This is a genomic window from Geobacter sp. PheSNFMC (assembly GCF_059620965.1).
The window spans coordinates 1-14,403 of sequence record NZ_JCAMRN010000014.1 but is presented as its reverse complement, the minus strand read 5'-3'; the positions used below and the strand labels follow the sequence as shown (position 1 = coordinate 14,403).

Annotated in this window: 18 protein-coding genes; 17 read left to right on the top strand and 1 reads right to left on the bottom strand. The window is 59.9% G+C overall.

Annotation, left to right across the window (positions count from 1 at the left end):
- The first annotated feature begins 5 nt into the window (after nt 1-5).
- The 15 genes from AC6CDK_RS04690 (at nt 6) to AC6CDK_RS04620 (ending at nt 11,341) form a co-directional block, all read left to right on the top strand.
- Nucleotides 6-368 (top strand): hypothetical protein, encoded by a 363-nt coding sequence (locus AC6CDK_RS04690; protein WP_192905214.1) that lies wholly within the window; start codon nt 6-8, stop codon nt 366-368.
- An 18-nt stretch (nt 369-386) separates the two neighbouring features.
- Complete coding sequence (locus tag AC6CDK_RS04685; RefSeq protein WP_011366969.1) at nt 387-1,250, top strand: HK97-fold major capsid protein; 864 nt, start codon at nt 387-389, stop codon at nt 1,248-1,250.
- A gap of 19 nt (nt 1,251-1,269) precedes the next feature.
- Entirely contained in the window at nt 1,270-1,629 is a 360-nt protein-coding gene (locus AC6CDK_RS04680) for a hypothetical protein (protein ID WP_192905213.1), read from the top strand.
- A complete protein-coding gene (locus tag AC6CDK_RS04675; RefSeq protein WP_192905212.1) occupies nt 1,616-2,080 on the top strand; it encodes a hypothetical protein in 465 nt (154 codons plus the stop codon). The genes AC6CDK_RS04680 and AC6CDK_RS04675 overlap by 14 nt, the downstream gene beginning before the upstream one ends.
- Entirely contained in the window at nt 2,067-2,426 is a 360-nt protein-coding gene (locus AC6CDK_RS04670) for a hypothetical protein (RefSeq protein WP_192905211.1), read from the top strand. Before AC6CDK_RS04675 ends, AC6CDK_RS04670 begins: the two co-directional genes overlap by 14 nt.
- Nucleotides 2,416-2,901 carry a phage virion morphogenesis protein gene (locus AC6CDK_RS04665; protein WP_192905210.1) on the top strand — a complete coding sequence of 162 codons (486 nt, stop codon included), beginning with the start codon at nt 2,416-2,418 and terminating at the stop codon, nt 2,899-2,901. The genes AC6CDK_RS04670 and AC6CDK_RS04665 overlap by 11 nt, the downstream gene beginning before the upstream one ends.
- A 59-nt stretch (nt 2,902-2,960) precedes the next feature.
- A complete protein-coding gene (locus AC6CDK_RS04660) occupies nt 2,961-3,509 on the top strand; it encodes a hypothetical protein (RefSeq protein ID WP_192905209.1) in 549 nt (182 codons plus the stop codon).
- Nucleotides 3,510-3,521: 12 nt separating this feature from the next.
- Nucleotides 3,522-3,779 (top strand): hypothetical protein, encoded by a 258-nt coding sequence (locus tag AC6CDK_RS04655; protein WP_028577512.1) that lies wholly within the window; start codon nt 3,522-3,524, stop codon nt 3,777-3,779.
- 2 nt (nt 3,780-3,781) lie between these two features.
- Entirely contained in the window at nt 3,782-5,311 is a 1,530-nt protein-coding gene (locus tag AC6CDK_RS04650; protein WP_028577511.1) for a phage tail sheath C-terminal domain-containing protein, read from the top strand.
- Between the two features lie 15 nt (nt 5,312-5,326).
- Entirely contained in the window at nt 5,327-5,788 is a 462-nt protein-coding gene (locus AC6CDK_RS04645; RefSeq protein WP_011366977.1) for a phage tail protein, read from the top strand.
- 15 nt (nt 5,789-5,803) lie between these two features.
- Nucleotides 5,804-6,481 carry a T4 family baseplate hub assembly chaperone gene (locus tag AC6CDK_RS04640; protein ID WP_192905208.1) on the top strand — a complete coding sequence of 226 codons (678 nt, stop codon included), beginning with the start codon at nt 5,804-5,806 and terminating at the stop codon, nt 6,479-6,481.
- A gap of 143 nt (nt 6,482-6,624) precedes the next feature.
- Entirely contained in the window at nt 6,625-10,260 is a 3,636-nt protein-coding gene (locus AC6CDK_RS04635) for a phage tail tape measure protein (RefSeq protein ID WP_192905207.1), read from the top strand.
- An 8-nt stretch (nt 10,261-10,268) separates the two neighbouring features.
- The gene (locus AC6CDK_RS04630) at nt 10,269-10,580 is read left to right on the top strand and encodes a DUF7768 domain-containing protein (protein ID WP_192905206.1); all 312 of its coding nucleotides are present in this window, start codon (nt 10,269-10,271) and stop codon (nt 10,578-10,580) included.
- Between the two features lie 3 nt (nt 10,581-10,583).
- Entirely contained in the window at nt 10,584-11,054 is a 471-nt protein-coding gene (locus AC6CDK_RS04625) for a CIS tube protein (RefSeq protein ID WP_011366981.1), read from the top strand.
- Nucleotides 11,051-11,341, top strand: coding sequence for a LysM peptidoglycan-binding domain-containing protein (locus AC6CDK_RS04620; RefSeq protein ID WP_022661714.1), 291 nt, complete (start codon nt 11,051-11,053; stop codon nt 11,339-11,341). The genes AC6CDK_RS04625 and AC6CDK_RS04620 overlap by 4 nt, the downstream gene beginning before the upstream one ends.
- A 5-nt stretch (nt 11,342-11,346) precedes the next feature.
- On the opposite strand, the gene AC6CDK_RS04615 is transcribed toward AC6CDK_RS04620, so the two are convergent.
- Nucleotides 11,347-12,651 (bottom strand): integron integrase, encoded by a 1,305-nt coding sequence (locus AC6CDK_RS04615; protein ID WP_192905205.1) that lies wholly within the window; start codon nt 12,649-12,651, stop codon nt 11,347-11,349.
- A 224-nt stretch (nt 12,652-12,875) separates the two neighbouring features.
- Between AC6CDK_RS04615 and blaOXA the strand changes: the two genes are divergently transcribed.
- Both blaOXA and AC6CDK_RS04605 read left to right on the top strand, forming a co-directional pair.
- On the top strand, nt 12,876-13,694 hold the full coding sequence (gene blaOXA / locus AC6CDK_RS04610) for a class D beta-lactamase (protein WP_413229611.1): 819 nt from the start codon (nt 12,876-12,878) through the stop codon (nt 13,692-13,694).
- 13 nt (nt 13,695-13,707) lie between these two features.
- The coding region (locus tag AC6CDK_RS04605; protein ID WP_024434961.1) for an AadA family aminoglycoside 3''-O-nucleotidyltransferase at nt 13,708-14,403 on the top strand (696 nt) is incomplete at its 3' end.

Here is a 14,403-nt window from a genome sequence, read left to right as displayed (position 1 = left end):
ACACCATGTCATTCATCAATCCGTGTCACCGCAGCCTCGCCTATGGCGACGGCCACATCCAGGGCGACGGCCAGCTCGGCCAGGTGGTCCGCGTGGTCGGCGACGACCTGTTCGCCGTCAACACCGATCCCACCAAGCGCTCCTTCGGCATCCTGATCAAGGACTACGCCGGTAGCGAAATGCCCGGCATCTACTGTGACGGCGGCGTCTACGAGACCGACGCCTTCGAAGGAACCGTCGTCGCCGGAGACGACCTGAAAGTTTCAGCGGGCGGTCGTCTGACCAACGGCGTCGCGGCCGGAGAGCACGTCGTCGCCCACGCCATTTCCGTACAGAGCGGCGTCCTCAAATTTCGCCTGCTCGTCTAACCCAAGGAGCCAACGCACATGAAAACCAATCAGTTGAAGATCCACTCCCAGGAGTACATGGAAACCATGGCGCGGCTCATGAGCGAGGCTCTCGAGTCGCCCGAAGGCATGCGGGCGCTTGCCGCCGCCATCGCCGCGCCCATCGAACAGGAGATCAAACGCAAGGAGATCTCCTCGCTGCTGCTCACCAAGCACACGCTGCCCAAGGGCGAACGTCCGGTCTACCAGAAGAAACCGACCGTCAAGGCCCACTGGATCAGCAAGGACGGCGACGCCCAGGAGCAGGAGGTGGGCAAGGACGAGGTCGAGTTCCCCACCAACCGCATCCACTCCAACCCGATGGTGGACGTTTCCGTTCTCAAGAACGGCAACATTGGCACGCTGATGGACATCCAGACCAGCGCCGCCGACGCCATCCGCAAGGAGATGGATCGCCGCACCATCTCGGTACTCTCCTCGGCCATCCCGGCGACCAACACCATCGAGGTCACCGGCGATTTGCTCACCGAGGAGGCACTGAACGAGGCCATCTCGATCATCGAGGACCTGGAGCTGTCGGTGAAGTACATCGTCATGCGCGGCCGCCGGTTCAACGACATGCGCGGCTGGAACCTCGATCCCCAGACCAAGCTCGAGCTGCGCCAGAAGGGGGTCATCAAGAACTACGGCACCGGCGGCATTCTGTTGACCGCCTCCATGCCGCTGGACGAGATCATCATCGTCCCGGATGAAGAGGTCGGAAAGATGCCGGTGCGCGAAAACCTGAAGACGGAGTCCATCGATCAGAAGACCCGCTTCAAGACCGGCTGGCTGGTGTGGTCCGAAATCGGCCAGGGCATTACCCGCCCTGACATCATGGCCAAGGTCAAACTGGTTCCGTAATCTTAGGAGGTGACGTGAGATGAATCGAATCAAGAACATCCGTCCCGGCGTTCTGGTGATCCCCGACGCCGGGCTGAAACTCAAGCCCGGCCAGGTGGTCGAGGTGGAACGCCTCACCAAGCAGATCCAGGCGGCGCTCAAGAACGGCCGCCTGGCCATGGCCGACAAACCGAAGCAGGAACCGCTCGCCCCTCCAGAGCCAGACCAGGACGCGGAACCGGTGGACCTGAGCAAGCTCTCCGCCACCGACGCCATCTCCAGGGTCAACGAGGAAGCCAATCCGGAGACCCTCAAGGGCTACATGGAAACCGAAAAACGCCGCACGGTGATCGACGCGCTCAAGAGCCGTCTGGAGGGTCTGCAAGGTGCTGCTGAGTGACCTGATCGCCGACCTGCGGCTCGACCTGTCCGATCCGGGCGCATCTCTCTTCGAAGGCCCGACTCTGGAGAGATGCGTCCGGAAGGCCGTTTTCCGGGTCGGCCGTGACCTCGACCAATCGCTGACGGTCACGGCCGGAGAGATCACCCCCGATCCCACCGGCGAGGTCCGCGAGCTTCTGGTGATCATGGCGCAGATCCACGCCTGCCAGGTCATGCGTTCGGCCACCGCCAACGCCTTCTCCTTTTCCAGCGGCGACAAGCGGGTGGACAAAACCGGCCAGCCCGGCCACTGGGCCAAGCTTGAGGCCGATCTGCTCGCCGACTACCGGCAGCGGCTCACCGAGCTGCGTCCGGCCACCCAGCTCGACCAGGAAGCCTACATCCTGACCCCGAGCGGCCTTACGCCGGTCATCTACGAACAAGGGATCGATCTCGATGTTGTTGAATGACCGGGAGCGCGCCGAAGCCGTGGCCGACGTTGCCCGGCTGATCCTCTCCTCGGGCCAGACTGCACGCGTCCTGCGCGTGGTTCCCGGCGAGCGGCTCTACGGCACCGACGATGCCGAATACACGGAAATCTCCGTCATCCCCCTCGAACTGAACGAAACCCCGCCGGAGGAGCTGAGCGGCAAGATCGACGCGCTCGCCAGCGTCCTTCCGGATGCCGATGTGCGGGGTGAAGACCGTTTGGCCGCAGACCGGGAAACCTATCGCATACAGAGTGTGGAAGAAGAACACTTCTTCGGCACAGTCACCCACAAGAACCTGCAACTGGTGAAGCTCAATGGGCGTTAGGCGAACCGGTGACTGGGACAAGGCCCGCGCCAAGCTGACCACCGGCATGGGGCCGCGCCTGGCCACGGCCCTGCGTCAGGCCACGATCCGCAACGCCCTTTTTCTGGTGCGCGAGATCCAGCGGGGGATTCGCTCCCAGGCCCCGGGCGGACAGGCCTTCGTGAAACTCGCCGAAAGCACCATCGAGCGCAAAGGCTCCAGCAAGGCGCTCATCGACACTGGCTTTCTCGTCAACGCCATCACCCAGAAGATCATGGCCGACAAGGCGTTCGTCGGCCTGCTGCGTGGCACCGTCAACAAGGACGGGGAAGACATGGTGAACATCGGTGCCGTCATGGAGTACGGGGCCACCATCAAACATCCGAACGGCGCGACCATCATCATCCCCGCTAGACCCTTTCTGCATCCGGTGATGGAGAAGTACCGCGAACAGATCCTCCAGAACTATCGCGAGGCGATCCGCTCCACGCTTTGAGCCTCCGACACATCGCCAGTGCTTCCGGTAAGTAACCAAGCAGAAAACGGAGGCGTCCCTTGAGCACGATACAGACCGTCACAGAAACCCTGATCCGCCTGGCCAAACAGGCCATCCACCCGGACACCGTGCTGGTGTTCCCGGATGACCTGTTCGAGGTCCAGCGTACCCCCAGCGTCATCCTCCAGGGGCCGAAGCTGGCGGAAGACCGTTTCCGCCGCAGCCAGAGCCGCCTGTTCGAGAAGAATGTCGCGGAGCTGAGTTTCGAGGAGTGCCGGTTTCCCCGTCTCTATCACCTCGATTTCGACCTGGTGGTGACCGTGGACCGGGAGGCCGAACTGCTTGGTTTTCACGAATCGGTGTCGCGGTTCCTCCAGCTTTACCCGGAGATCGCCATCGCCGACCAGGGCAGCCTGAACCTTACCGAACTGGTTCCTCTGGGCGGCCTGGCCCGGGTGAACCTCTCCAACCTCCGGCAAAGCTCCGGACGCATCCGCATCGAATCCTGCCCGGTGTACGACGGCGACCTGCACGACGGTCGGCTGATCCGGGACCGGACCTTCCAGTTTCACGGCGACGTGACAGAGCAACGAACCATTCAACCGTAAAGGAGAACAACCGTGATCGAGATCAGAAACCTGCAGTTCCAACCCCTGACGTTCAACCTCTCCGGCCAGGGAACCCTTCACCTCGGGCCGCGAGAACGCAAGAGCATCGCCCGCAAGGACCTCTCCGCCGAGATCAAGACCGCCGGAAAACGCGGCCTGGTGCGCATCACCGACCTGACCGGCGGCGCGGAACCGGAACCGGAAAAGCCCACGGCAACCGATGACGCCGCAGCCGATGAGGCCAAGACCACCAGCAAGCGGAGGAAATAACCATGCCGACCTATCTATCGCCCGGGATTTACACCCGGGAAACGGACTTCAGTTTCTATGTGAAGCAGATCTCGACCTCGTCGGCTGCCATGGTCGGAGTGGCCGAGAAAGGCCCGATCAACAAGCCCGTGCTGGTGACGAGCTGGGAACAGTTTATCAACCGTTTCGGCTCCTATATCAACGAAAGCTATCTGGCCTACGCCGCACGGGCGTTTTTCGACAACGGCGGGTCGGTCCTCTACGTCACCCGCATCGCCCATCTCACCGACTCCACCGACCGGGACACCCTGACGGCGCTCAAATCTTCCATCGTGCTGCAGAACCGGGAGGCGACGCCCGCCGACGCCCTGCGGATCGAGGCCGTGAACGAAGGCGTCTGGGGCGACCGACTCTCCATCTCCATCGAGGACGGTTCTCTCGATCCGGCCAACCATTTCAACCTGGTGGTCCGGCACAAAGGCGATGTGGTCGAGGTGTTCAAGGATCTGAGCATGGACGAGACGCTGCCGAACCATGTGGAGCTGGCGATCAACGACCGCTCGGATTTCATCCTGGTCCAGGATCTGGCCGCAGCAATGGGAACGCCCAGCGACCGTCCGGCATTGGGCGTGTTCACGCTCAGCGGCGGCGACAATGGTCTGACCGATCTGGCCGATGCGGACTTCATCGGCGATCCCTCGCAGCATACCGGCCTCTATGGCTTTGACGAGATCGACGCCCTGAACCTGCTGATGGTCCCCGGCGTCACGACGGTGCCGGTGATCAACGCCGGAATCGCCTATGCCGAGGGGCGCAAGGATCTGCTGTTCATCGCCGACACGCCCATGCACCTGGAGCCGCTCGAAGCGGTAGATTTCCGCAAGGGACAAGGGATGTACAGCCACGCGGCCTTCAACTCCTCCTACGCGGCGCTCTACTACCCCTGGCTGGAGATCAGCGATCCGGTCAACTCGCGCAAGAAGCTGGTGCCGCCCTGCGGCGCGGTGGCGGGATGCATCGCCCGCAGCGACCAGAAGACCAACGTCTGGAACGCGCCCGCCGGTATCGACCGTGGCCGCATCTTCAACACGCTCTCCCTGGCCTACAAGACCAGCCGTGGCGAGCGCGATGTGCTCTATCCGGAAGGGGTCAACGTCATCGCCGTGTTCCCCGACACCGGCATCAACATCTGGGGCCAGAAGACGCTGCAAAGCCAGCCCTCGGCCGTGGACCGCATCAACGTGCGCCGTCTGATGATGTTCATGGAGGAAGCCATCTCGGAATCCTCCCGCTTCGTGGTGTTCGAGCCGAATCATCCCCAGACCTGGCGTGCCCTCGGCCGCCTGATCAACCCCTTCCTGCAGGACATCAAGGACAAGGGTGGCCTCTACGACTTCGCATTCCAGTGCGACGAGGAGACCAATACCCCGGCGGTCATCGACCGCAACGAAATGGTGGCCCGCGTGTTCGTCAAGCCGACCAAGACGGCGGAGTTCATCGAGCTGAACTTCATCCTGACCAGCACCGGCGCGGACTTCAAAGAAATCATCTAACGGGAGAACACGGCTATGAGAAGCGGAAACATGCCCAAGAGCCTTTACCAGAACTGGCAATTCGCCATCGAGGTAAATGGCTTCGACGTGGCCCTGTTCCACAAGGGACAGGAGCCAAAAACAGAATTCGAGGAAGTGGCCTTTGCCCCGGCCGGTTCGATGTTCGACCAAAAGGTGGCAGGGCGGGTCAAGTTCGAGGACATCACCCTCGAGAAAGGCAACCTGCAGGACGGCTCCGACGAGGCGGCCCGCGAATGGATCAAGAAACAGGTGGACGTGAACGCCGTCACCGGCGGTCTTCCGGCCGACTACATGCGCGACATCGACGTTGTCCGCTACGACCGCACCGGCAACGAGACCCGCCGCTGGACCCTGCACGGTGCCTGGGTGAAGGCGCTCGAATACGACGAGCTCGAAGGCGGCAACACCGAGAACACCATCGAGAAGCTCACCATCTGCTTCCAATACTGGACCTAAACCGGAGGATCGACCATGTACAGCTTTGAACTGCCAAGCGGCACTGAACTCGAGCTTCGGGAAATGACCGGGGCCGAGGAAGAACTGCTCACCAACCAGCGCCTGATCCGTTCCGGAGAGGCGATCAACCAGGTGCTCCGCAACTGTTTCGTCCGGCTGGGCGAGAAGACCGATCCCGATCTCGCCGAGGTGATGAACCTGCTCTCGGGTGACCGGCTGTTCGCCCTGGTCCGCCTGCGCCAGATTTCCCTCGGCGACGAGGTGGAGCTGGAGCTGAGCTGCCCGAACAGCGCCTGCCGCATGAGCAACTTTGTGACCATCAATCTCGAGGATCTCAAGGTCACCCCCTACGGCGAGGAGCGGGAGTTCGCCTTCAAGCTGCCCGGCTCGAAGAAAACCGTGCGCTTCGGATATCTCGACGGCCACAAGGAAAAGCGTCTGGCCAGCCTGCGCGAGCCCAACATCAGCTCGGCCATGCTCATCCGCGTCCTCGACATCGACGGCAAGGCTCCCTCCAAGAAGAGCCTGGCGGAAATGTCGATGCGCGACCGCAACGTGCTGCGGCAGGAGATGTCGCGGGTCGACGCGGGAATCGACACCTCGGTCGAGACCGAATGCGATGGCTGCGGCACCAAGATCCGTACCCGCCTGGAGGCCGAACCGGCTTTTTTGTTCCCCGGAGTTCGCTTGTAAGCGACGCATTCTTTCTCGCTTACGGCGGACTGCACTGGGGCTGGTCGGAAACCCGCTCGCTGCCGCTCAGGGTCCGGCGTCAGTTCGTCGAGGCCCTCGAGCGGCAGCTTGATTTTGAACGTGAGCAAACGGAACGGCGATAGATGAACGGCGATCTCGGACTGGGCATAGTGGTATCGATGAAGGATGCGTTCTCGCAGAACGCGCAGCGCATCCGTGGTTCCATGATGGACCTCGATTCCACCGTGGCGGATGCCAGCGAGCGGATGACCCGCAACCTGGACCGCATCCAGCAAGGATCCATGATGCTGGGGGCGGGACTGGCCCTGATGGCGGTGCCCGCCGCCCTGGTCGCCTCCACCGCCGCGACCCAGAAGGCCCTGGGCGAGCTGGCGTCCCTTGGCGTGCAGGACCTCCGGGCCATCGAGGACGCCGCAGAATCCTTCGCCAACCAGTGGTCCGGTGCCGACAAGGCCGCGTTCATCACCGCCACCTACGACGTGAAATCGGCCCTGTCCAACCTCAGCGACGAGGCGGTGGGCGTCTTCACCTCCATGGCCGCCATGACCGCTAAGGCGACCAAGGCCACCACCCAGGAGATGGTCGGCACCTTCACCACGGCCTACGGGATCTTCAAGCCCATCATGGCCGACATGAACGACATGGAATGGGCGACCGCCTTTTCCGGAGCCATGGCGCAGACCGTGGCCTCGTTCAAGACCAACGGCACCCAGATGGCCGACGCCATCAAGAACATCGGCGCGGTGGCGGCCGCGAGCAACATTCCCCTGAACGAGCAGCTCGCCGTGCTCGGCCAGCTCCAGACCACCATGCCCGGCTCCGAGGCGGGCACGCTGTACAAGGCGTTCATCATGAAGGCGGCCGAGGCCGGTGACGAGCTTGGCCTGTCCTTCACCGACACCAGTGGCCGTCTCAAGGGCGTGGTTCCCATCCTGCAGGAGATCAAGCGCCAGTTCCCCGATCTCTCCAACGCCGCCGCCCAGGTGAAGCTGAAGAAGGCCTTCGGTTCCGACGAGGCGGTCAAGTTCCTGCTGCAGATGTCGGCGGGCATGGAGAGCCTCGAAGGCAATATCCAGTCGGTGGGCCGAGCCATGAAGACCGGCACGGCGGTCACCGAACAGATGGCCGACGCCATGAACCAGGACATCGGAGCCCGGTTTCTGCTCCTGCGCCAGCAGGTGGCCAACCTCAGCGAAATCCTGGGTCGCACTCTGCTACCGGTGGTCACCCCGATGATCAACGGTGTCTCCCGTTTCATTCTGTTCCTGCAACGCATGGCCAAATCGATGCCGGGCGTGACCCGGGTAGTCCTTGGATTATCCATGGCCCTCGGCACCATTCTGGTCGTGGCTGGAGCCGTCACCGCCGCCGTGGGCATGGTGGGACTCATGCTTCCAGCCATCAAGGCCGGGTTCGTGGCTATCAGCGCCGCGCTGGCCGGGGTGGGTTCGGCGGTTGCGACCTATTTCTTGCCCGTCACCGCGATCATCGCGGGTGTGATCTTGTCGGTGTATCTGCTCAAACGCGCCTGGGAAACCAACTTCGGCGGCATTCAGGAGATCATCACCGGGGCCTGGAACAAGGTCTCGCTGGTCTTCCAGGGGATCAGAGAGCTGGTGGGCTCTCTCAGCGGCGGCGTCGGGCAGATGTCGGCCGAACTGGCACAGAAGCTCGAATCCGCCGGGCTGTTGGGCTTCGTGGTCACCGTCTTCAAGGCCTATTACCGCGTTCGCGAGGCCCTGGCCGGATTGTGGGGCGCGTTCTCCCATGCCTTTGGCCGCATCCGCGCCATCCTCGAACCAACCGTCCGCACACTGATGAGCGCCTATGCGGCACTGGCCAGCGCGGTCTTTTCAGTGGTGGAGATCTTCGGCGTGGCCGCCAGCGCCACCGACGGGTCGTCCTGGCGCACCTTCGGCACGGTTATCGGCACCGTCGCCGGTGTGCTTCTGCAGGGGCTGGCATTCGCGCTGAAGATCGTGGCCTGGAACCTGTCGCTCATCGTCCGAGCCCTGGCGGTGGTGGTGCGCAGCGTGGTCTGGGTCGGCAAGATCATCGTCGGGTCCCTGATCGGAGCGACCAAGTTCATCTACAAGTTCCTGCTGCCCGTGCGCATGATCGGCGAGGCCTTCGTGGCCGCCGGGAAGATCGTCTATGCGGTCTGGCAGGTACTGACCGGCGACATCTCCCTGCTGGACGGTCTCAAGGCCGTTGGCGGAGCGGTCTACGATTTTCTTGCCACCCCGTTCCGCTGGGCGCGGGATGTGGTGGTCGGTGTCTGGAATTTCATTTCCGGGATATTCACCTCCATCGGACGCCTGGTGGCCGACGCCTCTGGACAGATCGGCCAGGCGATTCTGAATCTGCCGATCATCAGCACCCTGCGGGAGCTGTTTGCCACCGTGCGCTCCTTCTTCGCCGGGGACACCACCTTCTTCGAGGCGGGCAAAAAGCTGCTGATCACCCTGGGCGAAGGGATCTGGTCGGCGGTGACCTATCCCTTCACCATGCTCAAGAACGTCCTGGGCAAGCTGCGCAATCTGCTGCCATTCTCCGATGCCCGCGAGGGACCACTCGCCAGCCTGACCGTCTCCGGTTCCGCGCTGCTCAAGACCCTCGCCGACGGCATGAGCCTTACCCAGTCGCTGCCTGCAAAAGTGTTCGGCTTCGCCGCTCGCGGGATTCTCTCGGCCGCTGCGGGAGCCTGGCAGCAGATCAAGACGGCAGGCGGAAACCTCATGGACGCCGCCTCGGCTCCCTTCCGGATGGCTGGAAAACTCTGGGATGGGTTGACCTCCGGGGCTCAAACCGTCGCGGCCAAGGCCAGTGCCATCTTCGGCGGTCTCAAACAATCCCTGTTTGGCGACACGCCCGTACTGGCGCTCAAACCGCCCCAGGTCAATGCCTGGGACGCGCTGGCCACGGGAGCCGTCACTGTCCGCGACCGGATCGTTGCCACACTGTCGGCCGTCCCCGGGGCTGTCGGTCGAATCTTTACCAACGCCGGTGCCGAGGGGCAAACCCTCTGGCAGAGGCTATCCAGCGGCGCGAGCGCGGGCATTCAGGCGATCAAGGATAGAAGCGCTGGGATCGCCAACGGTTTGCTCTCCTCCGCTCGCGCCATGCTGGGAGTCCAGACCCCGATTCCGCAGGTGGCCGAGCAGAAGCAACCGCTCAAGACCGCGCAGCCCGCCGAATCGATTGGGCAACGCATCATCGAAAGTGTACTCAGTCTCGTGCCGCGTCTGGACGAGCGCCTGGTGCCCAAGGCCCTGAGCGCCATGCTGATGCTCCAGCCGGTCATGGCCACTGCCGCGCCGCCTCCGCAACCGATGAACGGCATCGTGCAGACCGTCGCAGCGGCCGTCGAGCCGGTAAGTAAGAGCTACATCCAGCCGTTTGCGGTGGAACCGGCACCGGAAATCGGAAGTGCTTCTCTGGCTCCGGCCGGGATTGAACGGCCCAAGACGGCCGCGCCGACTCCGATAGCGAAGCCCCTGCAATCGGGACTCACCGAGACGGTGCCTTCCGAACGGTTGATCGCTCCGGCTCGCACCGCTCCCGCGACACCCATGCGCGGAGAGGAAGCCGGTCCGGGACTGCGCGAACTGCTGGAATCGCTACTCTCTCGCCTCGATGGCCTGGCCGACCGCCCGGTGGAACTGAGCGTGACCACCAACATCGATGGCCGAAAGGTGGCCGAGGCAGTCTACAAGGACCTTCGCGAGCGGAAGATCAGAAATTACGAAACACTTTGAGAGGACCGATGAAACGCATCTTTGTCTGCAGCCCGTTTGCGGGCGACATAACCCGAAACGTGAAGGTCGCTGAGGCACTTTGCCGCCACGTCATGAGAAGCGGTCACGCGCCGTTCGCGCCGCACCTGCTGTATCCAACCTTTACCGATGACAGCATTTCCGAGCAGCGGGAGACGGGCATAGCCTGCGGCCTGGCCTACATGGAATGCTGCGACGAGGTGTGGGCGTTCACCGGCAACGGCATTTCCAGCGGCATGCGGCTGGAACTCGACCGGGCCGGACAACTGGGCAAGCCGATCCTCGAGATCGCCGAGGTGTAAGCAATGGCCTGGGATCAACAGCCCATCAAGGGATATCTGGTGGACGCCGACACGGGGGAGCGGCTCGAATTCCAGTACAACCCCAACTCCATCAGCGATGAGAAGTCGACCGACTACGCGACGATCAAGATCCCCGGCATGAGCCATCCGCGCTACCAGTACGTCGCCGGGGAACCGCGCCGGATCGCCTTCAAGGTCGAGCTGTTCAAGGGGCCGGTCAAACAGAAGGTCGACTGGCTCCGCTCGCTGCAATATCCGGAACACGCCGGAACCATGCTCAAGAACGCGCCGCACCGCGTACTGCTCATCTTCGGCGATCTCTACCCGGGAGTGACCTGCATCGTCCGGCAGGTGAAGGCGCGTTTCTTCGGCCTGTTCGACCGGGACAACCTGCTGCCGCAACGGGCCGAGGTGGACATCGTCCTCGAAGAATATGTGGACCGTTCCATCAACTGGTCGGAGGTACGTTCATGATCGGCCGCGATTCCCGCTACGCCCGCTGCGTTCTCTACCGGGACAGCGACGGCACCTCCCTCGGCATGCGCCAGCGCATCGACACCACTCCCAGACACGACGACCGCCTGCACACCGTGGTCGAGGGCGACCGTCTGGATCTGCTCGCGCACCGCTATCTGGGTGACGCCCGGCTCTGGTGGATCATCTGCGACTACAACGACCTCTTTTTTCCATTGGCGCTCGAGCCCGGCCTGGCCCTGCGCATTCCCTCTCGCGAACACGTCCAAATGCGCCTGCTCGACTGAAGCGTTCAAAAATCCAACGGACTGCGAGGCTCTTTCTTTGTCGAACTTTTGACCGTATGCGTATAGATCATTGTTGTCTGCACATCACTATGCCCCAGTAATTCCTGTATCGTCCGGATATCGTAATTTGCCTGAAGAAGATGACTGGCGAAGCTGTGGCGGAAAGTGTGCGCCGTCACGCGCTTTGTCAGCGTTGTGGAATCGGATGCCGCTTTGATGGCCTTGTTCACATGCGACACATGCAAATGATAGCGTCTGAACTCATTTGCGCCTGAAACTTTTGTCAGCAATATGGCCGGGAAAAACCACTGCCAGATAAATTCTGTCGGAGCTTTTGGATATTTGCGTTCCAGTGCGTGTGGCAGAAACGTCCCGGCGAAGCTTTCCGTAGACAAATCCTGATCAAGAATGGAGCGAACCACCTCCAGTTGAGAACGAATAGCCGGAACCAAGGTTTCGGGCAAAGGCACCGTTCTGTCCTTTCCGCCTTTGCCGTCATGAATTGTCAGCACACCCATCTCAAGGTTGAATGCGTTCACTCGAAGATCCAGACACTCCGATATCCGGAGCCCACAGCCATAAAGCAGTTTTACAACAAGGTCAAAAGGAGGCTCAAGTTTACTTAGAACTATGTCGATCTCCTCCCGGGACAGGACCACCGGCACGTATTTACGCCGCTTGGCGCGTACAACGCCATCAACTTTTCCGAATTCTTTGCCCAGAACGTGTCGATAAAAAAACAACAGCGCATTGAATGACTGATTCTGTGTTGAGGCCGCAACATCCCTTTCCACCGCCAGCCACGTCAAATACCGTTTGACATCGTCGGCATCAAGCAATGTGGGGGACTTGCTCCGGACAAAAGCCTGGAACTTTCTGGCCCAGCCATAATAACTCGATAGCGTTTTGGCAGAATAATGACGAATCCGGATTTCTTCCCTGAGCCTTGTCAGTTCACCCACCCAGGACGCACCTTCAGATTTCATGGTGGCCGGAGGCAGTTTTGAGATTCTTTCAGGTTCGCAGGCAGGTGTCGGCAGGGCATCTTTCGTTTCCCCGGCCATTCGGTAATACAAACGAACGGCACGTGACGCTTCCTCGATCTGGAAAGGGTGCTGACCTTTGTCTTGCAGCTTTTCGGCGAATAGACCAAGGCTCAGTTCGTCAAGGTATCCATTCCCGTATTTGTGGCAGAAATCCAGATAATAGCGTAGCCATTTCCGGTGCTCGCCATGACGGTTGGCATCAACCGCCTCCCGTTCCAGCCAATCGTCATATTTGTCCAAAAGCGCCTTCGGCAACGTGATCATATGGGATATCCTCTTCACATTTATTATGAAAATAATATGATATCCATAAGGAAAAATTTCAAGTATTTTCTTGAAATTGCCAATTGTTAAGTGTAATCTAGCATTTTTTGAGTGGAGTTGTCTGATCGGGCACTCATGATCGGCACCACCTAAGACGAGATATAAAGAAACGAATTAATAATTTGTTAGGCGTCCAAGGAGGCAAGGTGCATACTAGATACTTCATTTTCTTTTTGCTTTCCATATTTTTTATTCCTGAAATTTTCGCTCAGGATAAAATACTCGATAGGCCTGAATGGAAGGAATTCTTTGACAAACATGAAGCGACAGGAACGATTCTAATCGTTGATAGTCGCGCTTCAGCCGAAAAGGTTAGTGTTTATGACAGAACGCGCGCTGGGAAGCGCTATTCTCCAGCTTCCACGTTCAAAGTTCCGCATACTCTTTTTGCTTTAGATGCAGGAGTAGTTAAAGACGAGTTTCAGGTATTTCCTTGGGACGGAGTGAAAAGAGGTTATGCGCCGCACAATCAAGATCAGAACTTGCGCTCGGCTATGCGACATTCTGCACTCTGGGTGTATGAAAAATTTGCTAAGGCGATCGGTGAGGAGAAAGCACGGTCCTACCTAAGTAGAATCAGCTACGGAAATATGGACCCTAGTACCAAGGGCGGTGCTTATTGGGTCGATGGAAAGCTTGCTATCTCTGCTGAAGAGCAGGTGGTTTTTTTAAAAAAGCTATATCAAAATGATCTTCCGTTTGAGCTAGAGCATCAACGTCTTTTGAAGGATGTTATGATAGTTGAAGCTGAGAAAGACTGGATATTACGTGCGAAAACTGGATGGGAAGGCCGTCACGGCTGGTGGGTCGGTTGGGTCGAGTGGTCCGCTGGCCCTGTTTTCTTTGCATTGAATATAGACACTCCCAATAGATGGGAGGATCTGTATAAAAGAGAGGCTATAGCGCGGGACATTCTTATATCCATTCGAGCACTACCGCCTAACAAATCAATGCAGCCGACCGCTAAAGCGTCGGCTGATTGAAGCGTTAAACATCATGAGGGAAGCGGTGATCGCCGAAGTATCGACTCAACTATCAGAGGTAGTTGGCGTCATCGAGCGCCATCTCGAACCGACGTTGCTGGCCGTACATTTGTACGGCTCCGCAGTGGATGGCGGCCTGAAGCCACACAGTGATATTGATTTGCTGGTTACGGTGACCGTAAGGCTTGATGAAACAACGCGGCGAGCTTTGATCAACGACCTTTTGGAAACTTCGGCTTCCCCTGGAGAGAGCGAGATTCTCCGCGCTGTAGAAGTCACCATTGTTGTGCACGACGACATCATTCCGTGGCGTTATCCAGCTAAGCGCGAACTGCAATTTGGAGAATGGCAGCGCAATGACATTCTTGCAGGTATCTTCGAGCCAGCCACGATCGACATTGATCTGGCTATCTTGCTGACAAAAGCAAGAGAACATAGCGTTGCCTTGGTAGGTCCAGCGGCGGAGGAACTCTTTGATCCGGTTCCTGAACAGGATCTATTTGAGGCGCTAAATGAAACCTTAACGCTATGGAACTCGCCGCCCGACTGGGCTGGCGATGAGCGAAATGTAGTGCTTACGTTGTCCCGCATTTGGTACAGCGCAGTAACCGGCAAAATCGCGCCGAAGGATGTCGCTGCCGACTGGGCAATGGAGCGCCTGCCGGCCCAGTATCAGCCCGTCATACTTGAAGCTAGACAGGCTTATCTT